Source organism: Pseudoxanthomonas sp. LjRoot143, from assembly GCF_964252945.1.
GTDB lineage: Bacteria > Pseudomonadota > Gammaproteobacteria > Xanthomonadales > Xanthomonadaceae > Pseudoxanthomonas_A.
The window spans coordinates 1,416,613-1,440,193 of the sequence record NZ_CAXUPM020000001.1 but is presented as its reverse complement, the minus strand read 5'-3'; the positions used below and the strand labels follow the sequence as shown (position 1 = coordinate 1,440,193).

At 67.7% G+C, this 23,581-nt stretch carries 20 protein-coding genes and 1 other RNA gene; 9 read left to right on the top strand and 12 right to left on the bottom strand.

What is annotated here, in order from left to right; genetic code table 11:
* Positions 1-87: 87 nt before the first annotated feature.
* From dnaK to hrcA, 3 genes are all read right to left on the bottom strand, one after another.
* Positions 88-2,013, bottom strand: a complete 1,926-nt coding sequence (gene dnaK, locus ACSQ1W_RS06760; protein ID WP_192268250.1) for a molecular chaperone DnaK — start codon at positions 2,011-2,013, stop codon at positions 88-90.
* Positions 2,014-2,122: 109 nt separating this feature from the next.
* A complete protein-coding gene (gene grpE / locus ACSQ1W_RS06755) occupies positions 2,123-2,644 on the bottom strand; it encodes a nucleotide exchange factor GrpE (RefSeq protein ID WP_436042429.1) in 522 nt (173 codons plus the stop codon).
* Positions 2,645-2,685: 41 nt separating this feature from the next.
* Complete coding sequence (hrcA, locus tag ACSQ1W_RS06750) at positions 2,686-3,735, bottom strand: heat-inducible transcriptional repressor HrcA (RefSeq protein ID WP_192268254.1); 1,050 nt, start codon at positions 3,733-3,735, stop codon at positions 2,686-2,688.
* 88 nt (positions 3,736-3,823) lie between these two features.
* Here hrcA and recN point away from each other — a divergent pair, with 88 nt between their 5' ends.
* Complete coding sequence (gene recN, locus ACSQ1W_RS06745) at positions 3,824-5,491, top strand: DNA repair protein RecN (RefSeq protein WP_436042427.1); 1,668 nt, start codon at positions 3,824-3,826, stop codon at positions 5,489-5,491.
* Between the two features lie 114 nt (positions 5,492-5,605).
* On the opposite strand, the gene fur is transcribed toward recN, so the two are convergent.
* Entirely contained in the window at positions 5,606-6,010 is a 405-nt protein-coding gene (fur, locus tag ACSQ1W_RS06740) for a ferric iron uptake transcriptional regulator (protein WP_192268259.1), read from the bottom strand.
* Positions 6,011-6,113: 103 nt separating this feature from the next.
* Here fur and ACSQ1W_RS06735 point away from each other — a divergent pair, with 103 nt between their 5' ends.
* Positions 6,114-6,509 (top strand): outer membrane protein assembly factor BamE, encoded by a 396-nt coding sequence (locus ACSQ1W_RS06735; RefSeq protein WP_436042425.1) that lies wholly within the window; start codon positions 6,114-6,116, stop codon positions 6,507-6,509.
* A 4-nt stretch (positions 6,510-6,513) separates the two neighbouring features.
* On the opposite strand, the gene ACSQ1W_RS06730 is transcribed toward ACSQ1W_RS06735, so the two are convergent.
* Both ACSQ1W_RS06730 and ACSQ1W_RS06725 read right to left on the bottom strand, forming a co-directional pair.
* Positions 6,514-6,762, bottom strand: a complete 249-nt coding sequence (locus ACSQ1W_RS06730; RefSeq protein ID WP_436046129.1) for an RnfH family protein — start codon at positions 6,760-6,762, stop codon at positions 6,514-6,516.
* A gap of 1 nt (position 6,763) precedes the next feature.
* A complete protein-coding gene (locus ACSQ1W_RS06725; protein WP_436042423.1) occupies positions 6,764-7,192 on the bottom strand; it encodes a type II toxin-antitoxin system RatA family toxin in 429 nt (142 codons plus the stop codon).
* Between the two features lie 41 nt (positions 7,193-7,233).
* Here ACSQ1W_RS06725 and smpB point away from each other — a divergent pair, with 41 nt between their 5' ends.
* The 6 genes from smpB (at position 7,234) to ACSQ1W_RS06695 (ending at position 12,458) form a co-directional block, all read left to right on the top strand.
* Positions 7,234-7,722, top strand: a complete 489-nt coding sequence (smpB, locus tag ACSQ1W_RS06720) for an SsrA-binding protein SmpB (protein ID WP_192268265.1) — start codon at positions 7,234-7,236, stop codon at positions 7,720-7,722.
* A gap of 232 nt (positions 7,723-7,954) precedes the next feature.
* Positions 7,955-8,308: a transfer-messenger RNA gene (gene ssrA, locus ACSQ1W_RS06715) on the top strand.
* A 118-nt stretch (positions 8,309-8,426) separates the two neighbouring features.
* Positions 8,427-9,104, top strand: coding sequence for a DUF3348 family protein (locus ACSQ1W_RS06710; protein ID WP_436046127.1), 678 nt, complete (start codon positions 8,427-8,429; stop codon positions 9,102-9,104).
* A complete protein-coding gene (locus tag ACSQ1W_RS06705; protein WP_436042421.1) occupies positions 9,101-11,188 on the top strand; it encodes a DUF802 domain-containing protein in 2,088 nt (695 codons plus the stop codon). Before ACSQ1W_RS06710 ends, ACSQ1W_RS06705 begins: the two co-directional genes overlap by 4 nt.
* Positions 11,185-11,826 (top strand): OmpA family protein, encoded by a 642-nt coding sequence (locus ACSQ1W_RS06700; protein ID WP_436042419.1) that lies wholly within the window; start codon positions 11,185-11,187, stop codon positions 11,824-11,826. The genes ACSQ1W_RS06705 and ACSQ1W_RS06700 overlap by 4 nt, the downstream gene beginning before the upstream one ends.
* Positions 11,826-12,458, top strand: coding sequence for a DUF2894 domain-containing protein (locus ACSQ1W_RS06695; RefSeq protein WP_436042417.1), 633 nt, complete (start codon positions 11,826-11,828; stop codon positions 12,456-12,458). The genes ACSQ1W_RS06700 and ACSQ1W_RS06695 overlap by 1 nt, the downstream gene beginning before the upstream one ends.
* A 92-nt stretch (positions 12,459-12,550) precedes the next feature.
* Here the strand turns inward: ACSQ1W_RS06695 and ACSQ1W_RS06690 are convergent, their stop codons facing one another.
* Positions 12,551-13,801, bottom strand: a complete 1,251-nt coding sequence (locus tag ACSQ1W_RS06690; protein ID WP_436042415.1) for an exo-beta-N-acetylmuramidase NamZ family protein — start codon at positions 13,799-13,801, stop codon at positions 12,551-12,553.
* Between the two features lie 206 nt (positions 13,802-14,007).
* Between ACSQ1W_RS06690 and ACSQ1W_RS06685 the strand changes: the two genes are divergently transcribed.
* Positions 14,008-16,056, top strand: coding sequence for a hypothetical protein (locus tag ACSQ1W_RS06685; RefSeq protein ID WP_436042413.1), 2,049 nt, complete (start codon positions 14,008-14,010; stop codon positions 16,054-16,056).
* Between the two features lie 34 nt (positions 16,057-16,090).
* Here ACSQ1W_RS06685 and ACSQ1W_RS06680 read toward each other — a convergent pair whose 3' ends face one another.
* The 5 genes from ACSQ1W_RS06680 to alr form a co-directional block, all read right to left on the bottom strand.
* Positions 16,091-18,448: a Tex family protein gene (locus ACSQ1W_RS06680; RefSeq protein WP_436042411.1), complete on the bottom strand. Its 2,358-nt coding sequence runs from the start codon at positions 18,446-18,448 to the stop codon at positions 16,091-16,093.
* 152 nt (positions 18,449-18,600) lie between these two features.
* Entirely contained in the window at positions 18,601-19,275 is a 675-nt protein-coding gene (locus ACSQ1W_RS06675) for an OmpA family protein (protein WP_192268281.1), read from the bottom strand.
* Between the two features lie 108 nt (positions 19,276-19,383).
* Positions 19,384-20,844 carry a WS/DGAT/MGAT family O-acyltransferase gene (locus tag ACSQ1W_RS06670; RefSeq protein WP_436042409.1) on the bottom strand — a complete coding sequence of 487 codons (1,461 nt, stop codon included), beginning with the start codon at positions 20,842-20,844 and terminating at the stop codon, positions 19,384-19,386.
* Between the two features lie 59 nt (positions 20,845-20,903).
* The gene (locus ACSQ1W_RS06665; RefSeq protein ID WP_436042408.1) at positions 20,904-22,322 is read right to left on the bottom strand and encodes a cryptochrome/photolyase family protein; all 1,419 of its coding nucleotides are present in this window, start codon (positions 22,320-22,322) and stop codon (positions 20,904-20,906) included.
* 30 nt (positions 22,323-22,352) lie between these two features.
* Positions 22,353-23,549: an alanine racemase gene (gene alr / locus ACSQ1W_RS06660; RefSeq protein ID WP_436042406.1), complete on the bottom strand. Its 1,197-nt coding sequence runs from the start codon at positions 23,547-23,549 to the stop codon at positions 22,353-22,355.
* Positions 23,550-23,581: the final 32 nt, after the last annotated feature.

Sequence of the window (23,581 nt, the reverse complement as noted above, 5' to 3'; positions counted from 1 at the left end):
CAGGCTGATCTCGCTAGGTCGCCGGATGGCAAAACGGGAGGCCGTGGCAGGCCACGTCTCCCGTCCGCCGCATCCCGTGGGCCGGGATTACTTCTTGTCGTCCTTCACTTCGGTGAACTCCGCGTCGACCACGTCGTCGGCCGCCGCCGATGCACCGCCGGCCGGACCGGCGCCACCGCCCGGCTGGTCGGTCGATGCGGCCGCCGCATACAGCGACTGGCCGGCTTCTTCCAGCGCCTTGGCCTTGGCCTCGATCTGGGTCTTCTCGTCGCCCTTCATCGCGGTTTCCAGTTCGGCGATGGCGGACTCCACGCGGCCGATCACATCGCCCGGCACCTTGCTGCCGTGCTCGGTGATGGCGCTGCGGGTGGCGTGGATCAGGCCGTCGGCGTGGTTACGCGCCTGGACCAGCTCCTGGAACTTCTTGTCCTCCTCGCGGTGCGCCTCGGCATCGGCGACCATGCGCGCGATCTCGTCCTCGGACAGGCCCGAACCGGCCTTGATCTCGACCTTCTGTTCCTTGTTGGTCTTCTTGTCCTTGGCCGACACGTGCAGGATACCGTTGGCGTCGATGTCGAACGACACCTCCACCTGCGGCATGCCACGCGGCGCGGCGTCGATGCCGGACAGGTCGAACTTGGCCAGCGACTTGTTGAAGCGGGCCTGCTCGCGCTCGCCCTGCAGCACGTGCACCGTCACCGCGGACTGGTTGTCCTCGGCGGTGGAGAAGGTCTGCGAGGCCTTGGTCGGGATGGTGGTGTTCTTCTCGATGATCTTGGTGAACACGCCGCCCAGCGTCTCGATGCCCAGCGACAGCGGGGTCACGTCGAGCAGCAGCACGTCCTTGACGTCGCCGGCCAGCACGCCGCCCTGGATCGCGGCGCCCAGCGCCACGGCCTCATCGGGGTTGACGTCCTTGCGCGGTTCCTTGCCGAAGAACTCGGCCACCGCCTGCTGCACCTTCGGCATGCGGGTCTGGCCACCGACCAGGATCACCTCGCCGATGTCGCTGGCGCGCAGGCCGGCGTCGTTCAGCGCGATGCGGCACGGCTCGATGGTCTTCTTCACCAGGTCTTCGACCAGGGCTTCCAGCTTGGCGCGGGTCAGCTTGATGTTCAGGTGCTTCGGACCCGAGGCGTCGGCCGTCACGTACGGCAGGTTCACTTCGGTCTGCTGCGAGCTGGACAGTTCGATCTTGGCGCGCTCGGCCGCGTCCTTCAGGCGCTGCAGCGCCAGCGGATCCTTGCGCAGGTCGATGCCCTGGTCCTTCTGGAATTCCTCGACGAGGTAGTCGATGACGCGCTTGTCGAAGTCTTCGCCGCCCAGGAAGGTGTCGCCGTTGGTGGCCAGCACTTCGAACTGCTTCTCGCCATCGACGTTGGCGATCTCGATGATCGACACGTCGAACGTGCCGCCGCCGAGGTCATAGACCACGATCTTGCGGTCCGCCCCGCCCTCGCCCTTATCCAGGCCGTAGGCCAGTGCGGCGGCGGTGGGTTCGTTGATGATGCGCTTGACGTCCAGGCCGGCGATCTTGCCCGCGTCCTTGGTGGCCTGACGCTGGCTGTCGTTGAAGTAGGCCGGCACGGTGATGACGGCTTCGGTGACGGTCTCGCCGAGGAAGGCTTCGGCCGTCTTCTTCATCTTCTCCAGGATGCGCGCGGAGATTTCCTGCGCCGACAGCTTCTTGCCGTCGCTCGTCTGCACCCAGGCATCGCCGTTCTCGTGCGCGATGATGTCGTACGGGACCAGGTCCAGGTCCTTCTTCACTTCCGCGTCGGTGAACTTGCGGCCGATCAGGCGCTTCACCGCGTAGAAGGTGTTCTTCGGGTTGGTCACGGCCTGGCGCTTGGCCGAGGCGCCGACCAGCACTTCGCCGTCCTTCGTGTAGGCCACGATGGAGGGGGTGGTGCGGTCGCCTTCCGAATTCTCGATGACGCGGGCCTTGCCGCCGTCCATGATCGCCACGCACGAATTGGTCGTGCCCAGGTCGATGCCGATGATCTTGCCCATTTGAATCTCACTCCCTAGCGAATTCTGATGTTGGACCCGGCGATCGGCCGGGTGGATGGTCCCGATATAGGGGTGCGATGACGCGGTTCAAGCGCCGTCGCGAGGGCATTCAGTCGTGCTTGGCCACGACCACCAGCGCCGGGCGCAGCAGGCGGCCGTTGAGCACGTAACCCTTCTGGAACACCTGCACGACGCTGCCCGGCGCCGCACCGGGTGCATCGGCCTGGCTGATCGCCTGGTGATGTTCCGGATCGAAGGCTTCGCCGGTAGGGTCGACCAGGGTCAGGCCGTTGTCGCCGGCGACCTTCAGCAACTGCTTGAAGGTGAGCTCCAGACCGTCCTTCAGCGGACTGGACTCGGCGCCGGCGGCGGCCAGGCCAGCGTCCAGGCTGTCGAACACCGGCAGCAGGTCGCCCAGCAGGCGCTCGTTGGCGAACTTGCGGGCCTGCTCGATATCGCGGGCCACGCGCTTGCGCTGGTTTTCCAGGTCGGCGCGCTCCAGCAGCGTGGTGGCGCGCAGCTGGTCCAGCTCGTTGCGCAGCGTTTCCAGCTCTGCCAGCAGGGCGGCGTCGGTCTCGGCGGCATCCGGCACCTGGCCGGACGGAAGGTCGTATTCGTGCTGCTCGTTCATTTCGGTTCCCTGGCGGCAGGTCCAGCCGCCCAACCGGGAACCTATGGGGCCGTGGATTCCGGATTCAAGGCCGCACCCAAGACATCGGCCGCTGCCTGCACCACCGGAATCACCCGATCGTAGGCCATGCGCGTGGGCCCGATGACGCCCAGCACGCCCAGCACCTGCCCGCCCGCCATGTACGGCGCGGTGACCACCGAAACCCCGTCATGCGGCGCCAGCCCGGTGTCCTCGCCGATGAAGATCCGCACGCCCGGTGCCCGGATCGTGCGTTCCAGCAGCTGCAGGATCTCGCGCTTGCGGGCGAAGGCCTCGAACAGATCGCGCAGCCGCTCAAGGTCGGACAGCTCCTGCACGCCCATCAACCGGGTCTGGCCTGCCAGCACCACGTCGTCGCCGGGCGGGGCCAGCGCCTGCTCGGCCAGTTCGATGGATTCGGCCAGCAGCCCCTCCATTTCGGTCTGCGCCCGGCGAAGATCGCGCAGCAGGTTGGCGCGGATCTCGGACAGCGGCCGGCCCGCGAACTGGGTGTTCAGGTAATTGGAGATGCGCTCAAGCTCGGAGCGCTCGTAGGGGCGCCGCGTCTCGATGACCCGGTTCTGCACATCGTTGTCGGCGAACACCAGGATGGCCATCACCCGCTGCCCGTCCAGCGGCACAAAGTCGATATAGCGGAAGGCGAACTGCTCGCGCCGCGGCACACTGACCACGCCGACGAAATGGGTCATGGCCGACAGCAGCTCGGACGCGTTGCCCAGCAGCGCCTGGGTGCCGGCGCCGGCGGACAGTTCGGCGCGCAGGCGCGCCACCTCGCCGTCCCCTAGCGACTTCACCTGCACCAGGCTGTCGACGAACACCCGGTAGCCCTGTGCCGTCGGGATCCGGCCGGCCGAGGTGTGGGGCGAGCTCAGCAGCCCGACTTCCTCCAGCTCGGACAGGATGTTGCGGATGGTCGCCGGACTGACCTCCAGCCCGGCATGGCGGGCCAGCGTCTGCGACCCCACCGGTTCGCCATCGTGGATGTAGCGCGAGATCAGCGTGCGCAGCAACTGGCGGGCGCGCGGATCCAGCGGGGGCGATGGCGTGTTCATGGCAGCTAGATAACGTCGCGCCCTCGCCTTTGCAAGCCGGCCGCCGGGTGTCTCAGTCGGTGAGCCGGCTCCGCTTACAATCCGCCGCATGCTCAGACATCTCGCCCTGAAGGATTTCGCCGTGGTCCGCGCCGCCGAACTGGAGTTCGGTGACGGCATGACCGTCATTTCCGGTGAAACCGGCGCCGGCAAGTCGCTGCTGGTGGATGCCCTCGGCTTCCTGTCCGGCCTGCGTGCCGACAGCGGCGTGGTCCGCCATGGCGCCGAGCGTGCCGAGCTGTCCGCCGAATTCGCCGCCGCCCCCGGTTCGCCGGCGCAGGCCTGGCTGGCCGACAACGAGCTGGACGATGACGGCCAGTGCCAGTTGCGCCGGGTGATCCGGGCCGACGGCGGCTCGCGGGCCTGGATCAACGGCCGCAGCGTGACCCTGTCGCAGCTGGCCGAACTGGCCGGCCGCCTGGTCGAGATCCATGGCCAACACGAACACCAGGCCCTGCTCGCCCGCAACAGCCAGTTGGACCTGCTCGATGCCTTCGCCCGCAACGACCGCGAGCGCACCACGGTGCGCGACGCCGCCCGTTGCTGGACGGCCCTGCTACGCGAACGCGAGCAGTTGTCGGGCCAGGGGGATGTGTCCGACCGGATCAACTATCTGGAACATCAACTGGTCGAGCTGCAGCGCGAAGATCTGTCGCCCGCCGCGCTGGACGCGCTGGTGGTCAGTCACCGCCGCCAGGCGCACGCGGCCGGCCTGATCCAGGCCTGCGACGCGGCGCTGGGCCAGTTGGCCGGCGACGATACGCCCTCGTTGACGCGCCAGTTGCAGCAGGTCCGGGCCGATCTCGCCCGGCAGGCCGAACACGAGCCGCGCCTGCGCGACGTGGATGCGCTGTTGGACGGCGCCGCAATCCAGATCGAGGAAGCCCTGTCCCTGCTTGGCCAGGTGCGCGACGACCTCGACGCCGAACCGATGCAGTTCGACGCACTGGAACGCAAGCTCGCCCGCGTGCACGACCTCGCGCGCAAGCACCGCGTGCCGCTGGACGGCCTGCAGGAGCAGAACGACCGCCTGGCCGCCGAACTGGACTCGCTGCGCGGCGCTGGCGAGCGCCTGCTCCTGCTCAACGGTGAGATCGAGACGGCCAAGGCGCAGTGGCGCGATGCCGCCGCCACGCTGACCCGTACGCGTCAGCAAGCCGCGAAGTCCCTGGGCGACACTACTACGGCACTGATCGCCGAACTGGGCATGGGCGGAGGCCGGTTCGAGATCGCGCTGGAACCCCTGGAAGGCGAACGTCCCGATCCGACCGGTGCCGAGCGTGTCGAATTCCTGGTCTCGGCCAATGCGGGTCAGCCACCGCGCCCCCTGCGCAAGGTCGCTTCAGGCGGCGAACTCGCACGCATCTCGCTGGCGATCGAAGTCGCCGCGCTCGGTCTGGACGCCGTGCCCACCATGATCTTCGATGAAGTGGACACCGGCATCGGCGGCGCCGTGGCCGAGATCGTCGGCCAGAAACTGCGTGCACTCGGTGCCGAGCGGCAGGTCCTGTGCGTCACCCACCTGCCCCAGGTCGCCGCGCAGGGCCATGCCCACTACCGGGTTAGCAAGGCACCCGTGGACGGCATGACCCAGAGCGCCGTCGAGAAGCTGGGCGCGAAACAGCGCGAAGAGGAGCTGGCCCGCATGCTGGGTGGCGTGGAAGTCAGCAAGGAAGCCCACGCGGCCGCCAAGCGGCTATTGGCCAACGCGGTCTGAAGGCATCCGGCCATTCTTGCTGTGGGAGCGACGTAAGTCGCGATGTGGCTTCACCGACGACGCTGCTTCGCGACTTGCGTCGCTCCCACACTCGCCGCCACGAATCTCCCGCCGTCAGCGCTTCTTGCGCACGTAGAGCACCAGCGAGTGCTCTTCCAGGATATAGCCGTGCTTGGCCGCGATCTCCCGCTGGAGTTTTTCGATCTCGACGCTTTCGAATTCGATGATCTTGCCGGTGTCCACGTCCACCATGTGGTCGTGATGCCCGCCACGATCGAGTTCGTAGACGGCTTGGCCGCCCTCGAAGTTGTGCTTCAGCACCAGACCTGCGGCCTCGAACTGGGTCAGCACGCGATACACCGTCGCCAGGCCGATCTCATCGCCGTGCTCGAGCAATTGGCGATAGATGTCTTCCGCGCTCAGATGGTGCTGGGCGTTCTTCTGCTCCAGCAACTCCAGGATGCGCATGCGCGGGTGGGTGACCTTGAGGCCGACTTTGCGTAGATCCTGCGATTCCATGGCGTCTCCGTTCACTCTCGGTTTAGCGCCAGCTGCCTGAAGCTCGGTTGCGGCGGTCCGCGGGAGTGTATCATCGGCCCGGTTTCCCACCGTACCTGTCCCAATGCGCAAATTCCTGCTGGTTGCCGTCCTCGCTTCCGCCACCACTGGCTGCGGCATCCTCTACAAGCAGCCGATCTACCAGGGCAACCTGATCGAGAAGACGGCCGTGGACCAGCTGCAGGCAGGACAGAGCAAGCAGCAGGTGCAGTCGCTGCTGGGCAGCCCGTCGATCGCCGACCCGTTCCACGCCGACCGCTGGGACTACACCGCGAGCAACCGCACCAACCGCCGCGGCACCACCGACATCAAGAACCTCACGCTGATCTTCAATGGCGGCGTGCTGGCCAGTTGGGAAGGCGAGTATTTCCCCGAGGCCGACCTGCAGCTGTCGCGCGACGTGCGCAAGTTCGGTCCGAACCTCGCCAAGGAAAAGAAGAAGGGCGGCCGCCGCCGCTAAGCGCTCAACCGCGCGCCCGACGCCGGCGCGCCTCTTTCGGGTCGATCAGCAACGGCCGCAGCACTTCCACGCGGTCGCCTTCGTTCAATACGGTGGCGCTCGTGGCATTCACACCGTGCACCGCGACGCCCGTATGCTCCGCATCCGCAAAGCCGCTGGCCGCCAGCGCATCCGCCACGGTCGCCCCGGCTGAGACCTCCAGCGCCACCGATTCGAACCGGTGCGGCCATGCCCGGATCACTTCCACCCGCACGTCATGCGCTCCGATCGGCGGCACGCACGAAGTCGTCCACCATGCGGTCCGCCAGTCCCTGGAAGCCCAGCGCCATCGCAGGCGCCAGCAGGCGGCTGGACGGCTCGAACTCCAGGGTCAGCGTCACCTTGCAGGCTGACTCGTCCAGCGCATGGAAGTCCCAGCGTCCGTGTAGCTTGCGGAACGGCCCGTCGACCAGGTCCATGTCGATGCGGTGCGGGCGGTCCAGCGTGTTTTCGGTGGTGAACCAGGTCCTCAGCGAGCCCAGCCCAAGGTCCAGCCGGGCGACCAGCCTCGCCTCGCCCTGCTCGATCAGGTCGGCGGCGCTGCACCAGTCGAACCGGCGCGGATAGGCGGCCACGTCGTTGACCAGGTCGAACATCCGGGTGGCCGAGTGTTCGACCAGGGCGCTGCGGCGGATCGTATGCATGTGGCTCGCGTAGGGTTCCGCCTTCGGCGACAATAGGACGGATGGCAAAGAAACCGGACAAGAATAAAGCAACGGGCACGATCGCGCTGAACAAGCGCGCCCGTCATGAGTACCACTTCGAGGAGCGCTACGAGGCGGGCCTCGCCCTGCAGGGATGGGAACTGAAGGCGATCCGCGCCGGTCGCGCCAACATCACCGAGGCCTATGCGATCGTCCGTCATGGCGAGATCTTCCTGTTCGGTGCGCAGATCACGCCGCTGATCCAGGCCTCCAGTCATGTGGTGGCCGACGACCGTCGTACCCGCAAGCTGCTGCTGCACCGGAACGAGATCGACAGCCTGATCGGCAAGGTCGAGCGCGACGGCTACACGCTGGTGCCGACCTCGCTGTACTGGAAAGGCAACAAGGTGAAGGCCGAGATCGCCCTGGCCAAGGGCAAGCAGACCCACGACAAGCGTGCGAGCGAGAAGGACCGCGACTGGGCACGCGAGAAGTCCCGCGTGATGCGCCAGCACAACAAGGATGCGTGAGACCCGGGGGAGCTGGATGTGGGAGCGACGTCAGTCGCGATCGCTTTTCCCGATAGCGCTTCGAGACCTGGAAAAGACGATGCCCCGGTGAGTTGCCAGCCAAGAGCTCGCGACTTACGTCGCTCCCACACCTGGTATCGCAAGTGAAGCTCGGTTGACCCAATACACCCCGAACCTTGTCTCCTGCCTACCCCGCCCCTACACTTGCATCGTCAGGACGTTTCTGACTCCCGGGGGTGCACTGGCTTCGACGGGGGTTGCGAAGTTGCCTGGTGCATGCCGAGGGGGCAGCTTTCCTCGTAAATCCAGCGGCAAAACTCTAGTTGCCAACGACGACAACTACGCTCTCGCCGCTTAAGGCGTAAGCCCTGAAACTGCTTGTGTCCGTGCTCGCAGCGTAAGGTCATTATCACGGAATCGCCGGGAGTGGCTGCCTGTCAGCACCCGGTCAACCTAAAACAGGCTGGTCCTGCGGTGCGCTTCGCCCACCGTGCTGTCGCAGGACGAGATCCAACGGGGGGATAAGCATGTAGTACCGGGGATGGAGTGCCTTCGGACGGCGGTTCAATTCCGCCCACCTCCACCATTCAGAAAGCCGGAACCGCGAGGTTCCGGCTTTTTCTTTGCCCGTCGGTTCGCTCGACTCAGATTGGGCCTGGATCCGGCCTGCCGGCTTGGTGCTTCCTGTAAAATTGCCGTCTTTTTTGAGTGTCAGCGTGGCATTACCGCAATCCCGGGTCGCCGTCTCGGCCCCCGCCTTCGTCCGGCGCCTCGCCCGGCTGGGCGACCTCGACCTCCCTGCTGCCCCCGCATTGTCCGAGCGACTCGGCCAGTGGCTCGACTGGAACCGCGCCATCGCGCTGTCGCGGGCCCTCGACGGATCGACGGCTGGCCCCAGCGACGCGATCCCGGTCGATGCAGAGGAAGCCGCCTGCGCGCGTGCTCGCGCGACCCTGACCACCGCGATCCTGCGCCGAGACCGGCTGGACCTGCTGGCTGGGGACGACGTAGCGCCGTTCCACCGCCACTGCCTGGACCTGCAGCGCTCGATGCAGGCCGCTACCGGCCAGCTGCGTGGGCGCCTGCGCGATGCGCTGGCGAAGGGCACCGCCGACCAGGCGCGGCTGGCCGAGGTCGACGCGGTCATGGAGATGACCCTCAGCCCGCGCGAGCAGACCCTGCTGGCCGCCACCCCCACCCTGCTCGGCCAGCATTTCGACCGGTTGAAGCAGGCCAATGCCGACGCGGCGGACGACACGTGGCTGGCCACGTTCCGCCGCGACCTGCAGGACGTACTGCTCGCCGAGCTCGACGTTCGCTTCCATCCCATCGAAGCGCTGCTCGCCGCGCTTCGTTCTTCACCTGTTTCCGGAACACCATGAACCGACATTTCCTGTTCGCGCCCCTTTCCCTGCTGGGCCTCGCCATCGTCACCTGGATCGGGGCCGGCTACGTCGGTACGCATGCACTGGGCGTGGTCGTCACCCTGGTGATCGGCGCCTGCTACCTGGCGGGCGTGCTGGAACTGCATCGCTACCGGCAGGCGACCGACACCCTGCTGCGCGCCGTCGCGGACACCTCGGCCGCCAAGGACGGACTATCGGCGTGGCTGTCGTCACTGCACGCGAGCCTGCGCCCCTCGGTGCGCCAACGCGTCGAAGGCGAACGCGTCGCGCTGCCCGCTCCGGCCCTGACGCCGTACCTGGTCGGTCTGCTGGTGCTGCTGGGCATGCTCGGCACGCTGCTCGGCATGATGGCCACGCTGCGCGGCACCGGCCTGGCGCTGGAGAGCGCCACCGACATCGACGCTATCCGCGGCTCTCTGGCGGCACCGGTGAAAGGCCTGGGCTTCGCGTTCGGCACCTCGATCGCCGGTGTGGCGGCTTCGGCCGTACTCGGCCTGCTTGCCGCGCTCAGCCGTCGCGAGCGGCTGCACGCGGCGCATCTGCTCGATGCGGAAATCGCCTCCTCGCTGCACACGCATTCGCAGGCATTCCAACGGGAGGAATCGCTCCGACTGCTGCAGCAGCAGGCTGCGCTGATGCCGGACCTGGTTGAACGCCTGCACGCGATGGTGGCGTCGATCGAAACGCAGAACGCCGCCGCTGGCGAACGCCTGGCCACCCACCAGCAGGCCTTCCACGAACGTACCGAAGCGGCACAGGCGCAGTGGGCCACCTCGTTCGAGCAGACACTGAAGTCCGGGGTCGATGCGAGCGCACGTGCCGTGGTCGCCGCACTGCAACCGTCGACCGAAGCGACGCTGGCCGGGCTCGCCCGCGAAAGTGTGGCGATGCAGACCACCGTCACCGAGGCCGTACAGCGCCAACTGGATGGACTGAGTGCTGGCTTCGGTGCCGCCGCAACGGCGGCAGCGGCCAGTTGGACGACAGCGCTCGAGCAGCAGCAGCGCTCGAACGCTGCGCTCACCGGCGACATGCAGGCGCTGACCGAGCGCCTGTCCCTTGCATTCGACACGCGCGCCTCCGCGCTGATCGACGGCGTGTCGTCGCAGCTGGAGCGCAGCGCCGCAACACAGTCGGACCGCTGGAACCAGGTGCTCGCACAGCAGGAAGCCACCAGCGCCGGCATCGCCGCGCGCAACGAGCAGGCCCTGGCCGCCAACGCCGACGACATGCGGCGCCACGCCACGTCGCTCCTCGACGCGATCGCGTCGTCGCATGCCGATGTCCAGCAGGCGCTCGTCGCGCAGGATGAACCACGTCTCGCAGCGTGGGCGGAGCGGCTGGCGACGACCGGCGCCATCCTGCAGACACAGTGGGAACAGGCCGGCGCACGGACTGCAACTCTGCAGCAGGACATCTGCGACGCCCTGTCGCGCAGCACGCAGGACATCACCGCGCAGGCGCAAGCGCATTCCGCCCAGACCATCGCCGAGATCTCGCAACTCGTGCAGGTCGCGTCGGAGGCGCCACGTGCGGCGGCGGACGTCATCGCCGAACTGCGGCAGAAGCTGTCCGACAGCATGGTCCGCGACACCGCGATGCTGGAAGAGCGCAATCAGCTGATGGGCACATTGCAGACCCTGCTCGACGCGGTGAACCACGCCTCCACCGAACAGCGCGGCGCCATCGATGCGCTGGTTGCCACCTCGGCCGACCTGCTCGACCGCGTAGGCACCCGCTTCACCGACCATGTCGAAGCCGAGACCGGCAAGCTGGGCGGCATCGTCGCGCAGGTCGCCGCCGGCGCCACCGAAGTCGCCAGCCTCGGCGACGCGCTCGGCACCGCGGTGCAAGCCTTCGGCCAGTCGAACGAGGAGCTGCTGGTTCGGCTGCAGGGCATCGAAAGCGCGCTCGACCGTTCGCTGGCGCGCAGCGACGATCAGCTCGCGTACTACGTGGCGCAGGCGCGCGAGGTCATCGACCTCAGCCTGTCCGCGCAGCGGCAGATCACTCTCGACCTGCAGCAGTTGGGCGGCGCGCAGCCGGCAGAAGCCGCGTGAGCGTCGAGACCGGAGACGACGCCGAGCTCGGCGCGCCTGTCTGGGCCAGCTTTGGCGACCTGATGTCGGTGCTGTTGGGCGCGTTCGTGCTGGTGCTGGTCGGTGTGATCGCCGTGCAGGCGCAGCTGTCGCAGCGACTGGACGAGGAAGTGAAGCGCCGCGAGCTGGAAGCGCAGCAGCGCAAGGCGCTGGAAGAGGCGCTTGCCGAACCGCTGGCCGAAGGCCGGGTGACGATCGTGGACGGCCGCATCGGCATCCGCGGCAACGTGCTGTTCGCGCTGAACTCCGACCAGTTGCAGCCGGAAGGCCGCGAACTGCTGAAGGGCCTGGCCGCGCCGCTGGCCGGCTACCTGCGCACGCGCGACGAGATCCTGATGGTCAGCGGCTTCACCGACGACCGCCAGGTGAGCGGCAACAACCGCCAGTTCGCCGACAACTGGGAGCTGTCCGCACAGCGTTCGCTGACCGTCACCCGCACGCTGATCGCCGACGGCGTGCCGTCGTCGTCAGTCTTCGCGGCCGCGTTCGGTGCCGAGCAGCCGGTCAGCGCGAACGACAGCGAGGAAGGTCGCGCACGTAACCGTCGCGTCGAGATCGCGCCGATCGCGCGCCCCGCCAAGCGCCAGGCCACGCCCTGATGGACGGCGACGCCCTGTCCGCCGCCGCGCAGCTGGAAGGCTGGCGCGCTCGCGGCGCCGAGCGCATGGACCCGGTGCGCTTCGCCTTCATCGACGCGCTGGCGACACGGGCGCGCGCCCACGAAGGCGCGGCCCGACGCCTGCTGGACGCACGCCTGTCCGGCCTGATCGCGACCTATGCCAGCGATCTCGCAACATGGACGCCGAGGTCGCCACGCGAGACCGCGCCATCCGAAGACGGCGCACTGCGCCTGCTGGTGACCGCATTGCAGTCGCGCACCCCTGGGCAGCCGACCGCGGACACGCACACCGGTACGCCGGCCGGCCACGCACCAGCGGTGCTCGAGGAGGCCCGCCGCGTGTGGACCCAGGTGCGCACCGACAGCCAGCTGCGCGCGTCGCTGGACGATCTGCCTGCCGACGCCGGCCCGCTCAACTCCGGCAAACTGGTGCACCGTGCGCTGCACTTCATGCGCGATGTATCGCCGGGTTATCTGCAGCATTTCATCGCCTACACCGACACGCTGTCGTCGCTGGAGCGCCTGCAGCAGGAACGCAGTCCCGTGGCGCCGCTCGGCGCGGACAGCGGCAGGCCCGCTCGCCGCAGCCGGACCCGCAAGCGCCCGGCCTGAGTCCGGGCGTTTGTCGCGGGAGCGATCTCAGTCGCGATGAATCATCCGTAGCGCGTCATCGCGACCGACATCGCGCCCACGGCACATCTTCGCTACCGCTCACGCTCCGGGTACAGCAGATAGCGCTGCCGCACTGCCCGGAACTGTTCGAGTGCAGGCGCCCAGCGGGCCTCGATGGCATCGATGCCCTCTCCGCGTGCGATGGCCCCGCGTAGCCACGGCACGCCGGCAAGCCGGTCGAAAAACGGCGGATCGCCGGGCAGGAATGCGAAATCCTTCGGATGCTGGTCGTGCAGCGCCTTCAGCACGGCAACACCGGTACGCACCGGACGGAAAGCGGCGTGGTCGGTGACGTGCAGCTGTATGCCCGCGCAGGCCTCGCCGGCATGCTTGGAGAACGTAGGCGTGAACCAGGTGGGGCGGAAATGCACGCCCGGCAATTGCATGGCGTTGAGTCGCTCCGCGAGCGCCCGCGCATCGACCCAGGGCGCACCCACGGTCTCGAACGGGCGCGTTGTGCCACGGCCTTCGGACACGTTGGTGCCTTCCAGCAGGCCCATACCCGGATAGACCAGCGCGGTGTCGGGTGTCGGCATGTTGGGGGACGGCGGCACCCAAGGCAGCGCGCTTCGCAGCGGTTCGTCGCCCCGCTGCCAGCCGTGCATCGCCACCACGTGCAACTCGGCGCCGATGCCGAACTCGCTGTTGAACAGCATGGCCAGTTCGCCGAGGGTCATGCCGTGCCGCAGGGGAATCGGGAACAGGCCGACGAACGACGCCAGCGCGGGCTCCAGCACCGGGCCTTCCACCAGGACCCCGCCCATGGGATCGGGACGGTCGGCAACGACGACGGGAATGCCCGCGCGCTTCGCGGCGCGCATCACCCCGGCCAACGTGTACGGGTACGTGTAGAAGCGCGTGCCGACATCCTGGATGTCGAACACCAGGACGTCGATGCCGTCGAGCATCACGGGCGTGGGCTCGCGGTGTTCCCCGTACAGACTGTGCACCGGCAGGCCAGTGACGGCATCGCGCGTGGACGCGACCTTGTCGCCGGCCTGCACGTCTCCGCGCACGCCGTGTTCGGGACCGAACAGCGCCACCAGCTTGAAATCCGATTGCGCGGCGAGGCGGTCCACGCTGCTGCGCAGCTGCGCATCTATGCCGGTGGCGTTGGTCACCAGCCCCACACGCTTGCCGCGCAGCAGGTCGAGGCGCTGCTCCAACAGCACCTCGATACCAAGGCGTGGCGCGGTGACCGCGCAGTCGCAGGCGGGTTCGCTGACCACGGATTCGGCCGACAGCGCGGGCGCCACAGCACCGGCGCAGAGCAAGGCAAGCATCAGTCCGCGCGCCGTGGGGCGCAGTGCAGCATGCAGCGGACGAGGAAACCGGGGCATAGTGTCGCGACCGTTTGCTATCGTTGTCGCGACGATAGCAGCCTGCGTCCGGCGCCGTGCGAAGGGGATCTGCCGCCGGTACCGACGCATTCTTCCGTTGTCAGGTGAGGGATCCGATGTCCCGTATGGCGAAACGCATCATGCACAGCATGTCTTTCCTTGTCATGGCCGGCGTGCTGGCCCCCGCGGCGGCCCAACCCGCATCGAACCGCCTGGGTGTGTCGCCGTCAGCGCAATCGCAGGACTTCGTTGCGAACAAGCAGCAGTTCCAGTTGCACAGCCTGCTGACCGAGCAGCGCCATCCACGCAGCTTCGACCTGAGCACGCGCATCGCCGCCGATACCGCCGATGGCCTGGCCTCGCTGCTGGAGGTGGACGAAGACATAGCCAAGGCGCTGCGGGGCGTGGCCGAGGATCCGGCGCGCCTGGCCGCGCTGGAAGCCGCATCGGGCGAGATCACCCGTGCGCTGCGCGAGGGGCATCGCCTGTACTTCTACGGCACCGGGTCGACCGGCCGCCTCGCCGAAACGCTGGAAAGCGGACTGTGGCGTCCCTTCTGGCAGCGCACCGCGCAATCGCCGCTCACGGCGAAGATCGATGCACGTTATCCCGCCCTTGGCGAGCGCGTGCGCGGCGAGATCACCGGTGGCGACCGTGCACTGATCGCCTCGCTGGAAGGCTTCGAGGACATTCCCGAGATCGGCCGACTGCAGCTGCAAGACAACGGTATCCGGCCGCAGGATCTGGTGTTCGCGGTCACCGAAGGCGGTGAAACGTCCGCCGTGATCGGCACCGCGCTGGCCGCCGCCGACCAGGCCGGTACGGATGCGCGGCGAACATGGTTCGTCTACAACAATCCGGACGAGGTGCTGCGCCCGTTCGAACGCAGCCGCCGCGTGCTCGATGATGCGCGTATCACCAAGATCGCGCTGCCGACAGGTCCGCAGGCGATCACGGGTTCCACCCGCATGCAGGCCACCACCACCAGCCTGTACGTGCTGGGTGTAGTGCTGGAAGACGCCACCCGCGCGCTGCTGCGCGACGTGCTGTCGGCCGACGAACTGGCGTCGCTGGGCTTCGGCGAGGCCAGCATCGCCGACCGCCTGCGCGGCTTCACCACGCTGCAGCAGACCGCCGCGGCCGCTGCGCCCAGGCTGGCCGCATGGACCGATCGCGAAGCCGCGAGCTACGCGAACGGCCACCGCGCCACCTACCTGGCCACGCGCGCACTGATGCCGGTGTTCGTGGACGTGACCGAACGCGCGCCGACATTCCGCCTGGGGCCGCTGGATGCGGTCAATGCGACCGAGCGTCGTTCCTGGATCCAGGTGTGGACGCCGGCCGACGACGGCGCGCAGGCATGGCAGGCACTGCTGCACCGGCCGTTCCATGGCCTCGACAAGGCGCTGTACCTGCCGCCGTTCGAGAACGGCATCGCCGATCCCTATCTGAAAGAAGCCGCGCTGCGTGGCCTGTCCAATGCCGGCGACGAACAGCAGGCGCTGTACGACCTGTCGTACTCGGCGGCGAACATGCAGCGCAATGCGCCCGCCGCGGGTGATTCCGGCGCGCTGATCCTGCTCGGTGACGAAGCGCATCAGGCTGCCAACCGCGCGTGGCTGGAGGCGGCGACGGCGGCCGGTGCGGAACTGGTCCTGTTCTCGGTGTCCGCGCGACCGCTGGATTCGGACGTGCTGCGCGATGTCGCCGCCCTGCCCCGTCCGGTGCCGGTGATCGCGGTGACGGTACCGCAGCGCGATGCCTTCGAACTCAACCAGACCATCGTGCTGAAGATGCTGCTCAACGCGCATTCCACCGGCGTGATGGCCAAGCGGGGCCGCGTGGTCGGCAACACCATGACCAGCGTACAGCCCGGCAACCTGAAACTGATCGGCCGCGCGACGTGGCTGATTCTCTCGCACGTCAACGGCGTGCTCGCCACGCCGGCGTGGCGCGACGCGCACGGCACCACCGCACCGTTGTCCTACGCGGAGGCCAACGCGGTGCTGTTCGAAGCCATCGAACAGCGACGCAACGCCGCCGGTGCATCCGCGCTGCCGGAGGTGGAGTTGTCCGTGGTCGCGGTGCTGGACGCACTGAAGACCGGCAAGCCGGTCGACTGGAGCGCCGCGGCGACGGCGTTGCGCAGTGGCGGCCTGAACCGCCATCTCGCACCGTACGCGGCTTCCACGCCCTGAGGAAACGCGCTCCCTGTCCGGGAGCGCGCCTTGATCAGCCCTGCCCCTTTGCGCGGGCGAACGCCGCGGCCAGCGCGTTGTCCGCGGGTGCCGCCGTCGTTTTTGCAGGAGCCGGGCCACGGCGTTGCGGATTCCCACGATCCTGCCCGCGCGGCGCACGCGGATCATTGCTGCGCGCCTCACGCGGCGCCTGCGGTGCAGGCGTGTCGTCCAGGCGGCGCGTCAGCGCGATGCGCTTGCGGGCCACGTCGACCTCCAACACCTTCACCTTGACGATGTCGCCGGCCTTCACCACCTCGCGGGGATCCTTCACGTAGCGGTCGGCCAGCGCGGAGATGTGGATCAGGCCGTCCTGATGCACGCCGATGTCGACGAAGGCACCAAACGCGGCCACGTTGCTGACCACGCCTTCCAGGATCATGCCTTCGCGCAGGTCCTTGATGTCTTCCACGCCGTCGGCGAAGCGCGCGGCCTTGAACTCGGGACGCGGGTCGCGGCCGGGCTTCTCCAGTTCCTTCAGGATGTCGCGGATGGTCGGCACGCCGAACTTGTCGTCGGTGTACTGCTCGGCCTTCACCGCACGCAGAAACACGATGTCGCCGACAATCTGCTTCACCTGCCGGCCGCTGCCGGCGAGGATGCGTTCCACCACCGGATAGGCTTCCGGGTGCACCGACGAGGCGTCCAGCGGCTCGTCGCCATCGGCGATGCGCAGGAAGCCGGCACACTGCTCGAAGGTTTTCTCGCCCAGACGCGGCACGCCCAGGAGCGCTTTTCGGGTGCGGAAGGCACCGTGCTCGTCGCGGAAGCGGACGATGTTCTCGGCTACCGTCGACGACAGACCGGACACGCGCGTCAACAGTGCCGCCGACGCCGTGTTGACGTCCACACCCACCGCGTTGACGCAGTCCTCGACGCGCGCGTCCAGCGCACGCGCCAGGCGGAACTGGTCGACGTCGTGCTGGTACTGGCCGACGCCGATCGCCTTCGGCTCGATCTTGACCAGCTCCGCCAGCGGATCCTGCAGGCGGCGCGCGATGGACACTGCGCCACGGATGCTGACGTCCAGATCAGGAAACTCCTTCGCCGCGAACTCGGACGCCGAGTAGACCGACGCGCCTGCTTCGCTGACGACGATCTTGTCCATCTTCAGCTCGGCGGCCTGCTTGATGAGATCGCCGGCCAGCTTGTCGGTCTCGCGGCTGGCGGTGCCGTTGCCGATGGCGATCAGGTCGACCCGGTGCTTCGTGCACAGCGCGCGCAGCACGTGCAGCGACTGGTCCCATTGACGCTTGGGTTCGTGCGGATAGATGGTCGCGGTGTCGACCAGCTTGCCGGTACGGTCGACCACGGCGACCTTCACGCCGGTGCGCAGTCCGGGATCGAGACCCAATACGGCTTTCGGTCCTGCAGGTGCGGCCAGCAGCAGATCCTTGAGGTTGTCGCCGAACACGGTGATGGCCTCGGCTTCGGCCTTCTCGCGCGCCTGGTTGAACAGGTCGAGCAGCAGGTGCATGTGCAGCTTGGCGCGCCAGGTCAGGCGGCAGGCATCCAGCAGCCACTTGTCGGCGGCGCGGCCCTGCGCGGCCACACCGGCGTGCACCGCCACGCGACCTTCGGCCTGCTGATGGCCGGCCTCGGCCTCCATGCCCGGATCGAGATCGAGCAGCAGGATCTCTTCGCGGCGCGCACGGAACAGCGCCAGCAGGCGGTGCGAAGGAATCTTCGCCAGTGATTCGGCGTGGTCGAAGTAATCGCGGTACTTCGCACCTTCGTTTTCCTTGCCCTCGGCGACCTTGGCGCGGATCACGCCGACGTCGGCCATCCAGCCACGCAGCTCGCCCACCAGCCCGGCGTTCTCGCCCCAGCGCTCCATCAGGATCGCGCGCGCGCCATCGAGCGCCGCCTTCGCGTCGGCGACGCCTTTCTCGGCATCGATATAGGCGCCCGCTGCGGTCTCGGGCACCTGCGTCGGGTCTGCGAGCAGACCGTCGGCCAACGGCTCCAGGCCGGCTTCGCGCGCGATCTGCGCGCGGGTGCGACGCTTGGGCTTGTACGGCAGATAGAGATCTTCCAGCCGGGACTTCGTGTCCGCGGCTTCGATCTCCGCACGGAGTTCATCCGTCAGCTTGCCCTGCTCGTCGATGCTGGCGAGCACGGCGGCGCGACGATCCTCCAGTTCGCGAAGGTAGGTCAGGCGCACTTCGAGGTTGCGCAACTGGGTGTCGTCGAGGCCGCCCGTGACTTCCTTGCGATAGCGTGCGATGAACGGCACCGTGGCGCCCTCATCCAGCAGCGCGATGGCAGCCTTGGCCTGGGCGGTCTGCGCGCCGATCTCGGTGGCGATGGTGGCAGCGATGTGCTGGGCGATCTGGGGATTGCGGTCTTGCATTGCGTCCGTACTTGAATGACCCGATGGATCGGGTGGGACCCCGATTGTGGCAACGGATGGCGGTGCTGGAAACGGGTTGACAGCGGATGGCAGACCCGCCAAAGAAAACGGGCCGCTTGCGCGGCCCGTTTCGCACATCTCGCGTTGACGCTTTACGAACGCACCGGCAGCACGCGAACCTCGACGCGGCGGTTGGCGGCACGCCCCGAGTCGGTGTCGTTGCTGGCGATCGGATAGCGCTTGCCCATGCCCACGATCTCGAAACGCTCGCGCTGCAAGCCTTGGCCGATCAGGTAGTTGCCGACCGACGCGGCACGCTGCTCCGAAAGGCGCTGGTTGACGGCATCGGAGCCTACGCTGTCGGTGTGGCCGCTGACTTCCACGATGGTCTGGTTGTACTCGCGCAACGTCGACGCCACGTTGTTGAGCGCCGGATAGAACTGCGACTTCAGGTCGGCCTTGCCGAAGTCGAAGGTCACGCCGTCCGGCAGGTTGAGCTTGATGACGTCGCCATCGCGGCTGACATCGATGCCGGTGCCGGCGGTCTGGCGTCGCAGTTCGGCTTCCTGGCGGTCCTGGTAGGCGCCGATGGCGCCGCCGGTGAGGCCGCCCACGCCCGCACCGACCAGCGCACGCTGGCGGCGCTCGGTGGCATCGCCGCCACTGAGCAGGCCGGCGACCGCGCCGATGCCGGCGCCGATCAGCGCGCCGCGCTGCGTGCGGTTAGGGTCGTTGGGATCGTTGGTCTGGCCGGTGTAGCTGGCGCAACCGCCAAGCATCGTGACGGTCAGTGCCGCAAGGGCGCCGGTCTTCAGCATCGCATTCATGAGTCCTCCTGGGTGGCTTGCGGGGTGACGCGGAACGGGGGCAAGCCTAACCAGCGGAGTGTTCACTTCATGCGATTTGAGCCCTGTTCATTCAGGTGGCGGCGGGGATCAGGACAACAGTGCGCGGGCGGCAGGTGCATCGAGCGTGTGGTCCCAGCTCCCCATCAACGACAGATACAACAGCTTGTCGAACTCCGGTCCGAAGCGGCGGATCACGGCGTCCGGATCGGGGATCAGCTTGGCGTCCGCGATCAGGCCGAAGTGCACCCGGCCGTTGTAGCTGAGGATGGATACGCCGATGCCGATGGACCCGGTCTGCGGCACCCAAAACATCATGTCGCGGAGCCGCGAGCCGCCCATGTAGAGCGGCTGTTGGGGCCCGGGGACGTTGGTGGCGACCGCGGTCGCCTTGCGCGAGAACAGCTCCAGCGCGACGCCCTGGATGGCCGACGGCGCCATGCCAAGCGCGGCAAGAAGTCCAAAAGCAACAATGGCTTGCCGCGAGTTCTTGAGATCCCGCATGCATTCCGCAACCCGTTCGAGGCGACGGATCGGGTTGTCCTCGCCGACCGGCAGGTCCAGGAACACGAGGCCGAAGTGGTTGCCCAGCTTGCGGGCGTGCTCGAGCGGTCGCAGGTTGACCGGCACCGTTGCGCGCAGGGTCACGCCGTCGAGCTGCTCACCGCGTTCCAGCATGTAGCTGCGCAGCGCACCGGCCGCGGCGGCCATCAGCACATCGTTGACCGTGCAGTCGCAGGCACGACCGACCGCCTTCACTTCCTCCAGATCCAGTGGCTCGGCCCACGCAACGCGCTTGCTGACCCCCAGCTTGCCGCGCAGCAGCGTCGGTGGGTCGTCCGACAGCGACAACGCATGCAGCAGTTCGCGGCCGATCTCGCCACCCTCCTTCGCCAGCATCGTCGCCAGTGTCGGGTCCTGCATCATCTCCATGCCCTTGCCGATCACCTTGCCGCCGATCTGCACATAGCGGTCAATGGCACCGACGCGGCGCACGACCTCGGCGCCGTCCTTCTTCAGCCAGGCCGAGCGCAGGTCCTTGCCCGCATCGGGCTTGCGGCTGGTATCGGTCAACGACAGCAGTACCTGCACCAGCGCGATGCCGTCCGCGTAGCTGTGGTGGATGCGCGCGACCAGCGCGGACCCGGTGTCGTAGCGTTCGATCAGGTGGAACTGCCAGAGCGGCTTGGTCTTGTCGAGCGGCGTGGAGGCCATCTGGCTGGTGAAGCGCTCCAGCGCCTTCTTCTCCGACTTGGGATCGTGCCGGCCCGGCAATGCCGAAAGACGTACGTGCCAATCCAGGTCGAAGTCGGGATCGGTGACCCACGAGGCGCCTGCCGGCGTATCCACGGCCTTCTGCAGGAAGCGCGGATAGGCCAGGAATCGTTTCCTGATGACCTGCTTGAGCGTGTCGAGCGTCATCGGCTCGTCGAACATCAGCACGCCGGTGATCATCATCGGGTTGGTCGGACGACACATCCGCAACCAGGCGGTATCCACCCGCGACATCGGCTCGCGACGCGGCTTTGCCGGCGCTTTCTTCGTGGCCATGCTTGCCCTCCTCTCCCGCGCCGAGTGAAGCACGCGGCGCCGAAAGGCGTCAACGCGGCTCAGTCGCCGGTCTTGCGGTACGCGGCCAAGGCCCCGTCGCGGCCGGCGGCCAGATCGACGATCGGATGGCGCGGATAGCCGGGCGCCAACTTCGCCAGGACGTCGGGCTTCTGCCATGGCGCGAAGCGCAATGGCATCGGAACCTCAGCCAGCTCCGGCACCCAACGGGCGATGTACATGCCTTTCGGGTCAAATTTCTCCGCCTGTGTCACCGGATTGAATACGCGGAAGTAAGGCGCAGCGTCAGCGCCGGTGCCCGCGACCCATTGCCAGCCCAGCGTGTTGTTCGCCAAATCGGCATCCACCAGCGTGTCCCAGAACCAGCGCGCCCCGTGCAGCCAGTGATAGCGCAGGTGCTTGGTGAGGTAGCTGGCGACGATCATGCGCACGCGGTTATGCATGTAGCCGGTGGTCCACAACTCGCGTAGGCCGGCATCGACGATCGGCACGCCGGTGCGGCCACGCTGCCAGGCCTCGAGTGCCACCGGATCGACCTTCGCCCAGTCGAAGTGCTCAAAGCGCGGATTGAGATTCTGCGTGGTGGTCTGCGGGAAGTGGTGCAGCAGGTGATAGGCGAACTCGCGCCAGCCCAGTTCACGAATGTAGCCGTCCATGTCAGCGCTGTTGGCGGCGGTGCGGGCGCGCTCCAGTTCCGCGGTGATGCGCCATGGCGCGATCTCGCCGAAATGCAGATGCGGGGAGAGGCGGGACGTGCCGATGCGGTCAGGACGATCGCGATCGCTGCGGTAGCCGTTGAGCGCACCGTCGATGAAGATCTCCACGGCTTCCCGCGCCCCGGCTTCACCCGGTGTCCACGTCTCCCAGAAACCGGCGTCCCAGCCCAGCGCGGGCCGCAGGCGCCAGGCATCGAGTGCATCTCCCGCAGGCGTGCCGTCGACGGCCGGCAAGGCATCGGGTGCATCCCAGAGCGCGGGCGCTCGCCACTTCGCGAGTGCCGAGCGCCAGAACGGCGTGAACACCTTGTAGGGTCCGCCCTGTAGCGTGGCGAGCTCCCATGGCTCGAACAGCAGGCTTCCGTTGAAACTCTCAACGCGCAATCCACGCTGGTGCAGCGCCTTCTTGAGGGCGGCATCGCGTGGCTGCGTGGCCGGTTCGTACTTGCGATTCCAGAACACGGCTTCCGCGCCGGTCTCCGCCAACACCCCGTCCAGTACGGTCGCGCTGCGACCCCGTCTCAACAGCAGGCGCGAGCCCCGCTGGCGCAGGTCGGCATCCAGCGCGGCCAGCGAGCGATGCAGCCATGCATCAGACGCACCGCCCTGCGCCCATTCCCCTTCTTCCCCTGGTGCACGGATGTAGAGCGGGATCGGCGTGAAGCCCTCCTCGAGCGCAGTGCGCAGCGCCGGGTTGTCGTCCAGGCGGAGGTCATGGCGGAACCAGACGATGGCATTCGGCATGCAGTGAATCCGGAACGATGACCGGCGCGCTTACGTTGCAGACGCCACGCCGGATGCACGGCCGATGTACTCGCGCGGGATGCGGGCGTTGAGTCCGGTCAATATCTCGTACGGGATCGTGCCCGCCGCCACCGCCACGGCTTCGCAGGAGATCGCATCGCCCCCTTGCGGCCCGATCAGCACGACTTCGTCTTCGTTGTAGGCGCTGCCGCCGGCACCAAGATCGACCATGAACTGGTCCATGCAGACGCGGCCGATGATGGGGTGGCGTTCGCCACGCACCAGCACCTCGCCGCGCGACGACAGCGACCGGGGGTAGCCGTCACCGTAGCCGATCGGGACGGTCACCACGCGGGTATCGGCGGCAGCGGTCCACGTGGCGCCGTAGCTGACGGTGCGCCCGGCGTTCACGACTTTGAAGTACACCACCTTGGACACCAGCGACAGGGCCGGCCTCAGCGCCACTGTCGCGCGCGAGGCAGGGTCCGGCATTACGCCGTAAAGCGCGATACCCGGACGCACCATATCCAGGCAGGTCTCAGGGAAATGCAGGACGCCGCCGGAGTTGGCCAGGTGGCGGATCGGCATCGGTGCGCCGATGCGATCGAAGTGCCTACAGGCGTGCATGAAGCGCTGCAACTGCTCGCGCGTCATCGGCGACGCCGGATCGTCCGAGCACGCCAGATGCGAGTAGATGCCTTTCACCGTGCACCAGCGCGACGAAACCGCGGCCTCGATGAAGGCGCCTGCGTTCTCGCTGTGCACGCCGATCCGCTCCATCCCGGTGTCGACCTTGAGGTGCACCACGGCCTTGCGTCCGCTCGACTCGGCGGCCGCTTCGACCTGCCGCAGCTTGGCGATCGACGACACGGTCACTTCCAGATCGCAGGCAAGGAACTGGCTGACCTGGGGCGCGTGGATACCGCCCATGACGAGAACGGGCACGGTGACCCCCGCGCGCCGAAGCGCCAACCCCTCCTCCACCAGTGCGACACCCAGCTGGCCGATGCCCTGTGCCTGCAAATGTGCGGCGACCGGCACCAGACCGTGTCCGTAGGCATTCGCCTTGACGATGCCCATCACCGGCACGCCCGCATGTGCCTGCAGGGCCTGGAAGTTGTGGCCGATCGCCTCCAGGTCCACGCGGATGCGCGTGGGCCGGTCGTTGGCTTCCGGGCGGAACGAGGCCGCCGGATCCGTCATGTCGGGGAAGTCGGGTGCGGGCATGCCACGATTGTAGCGGTGCCGCGCAGGCCGCC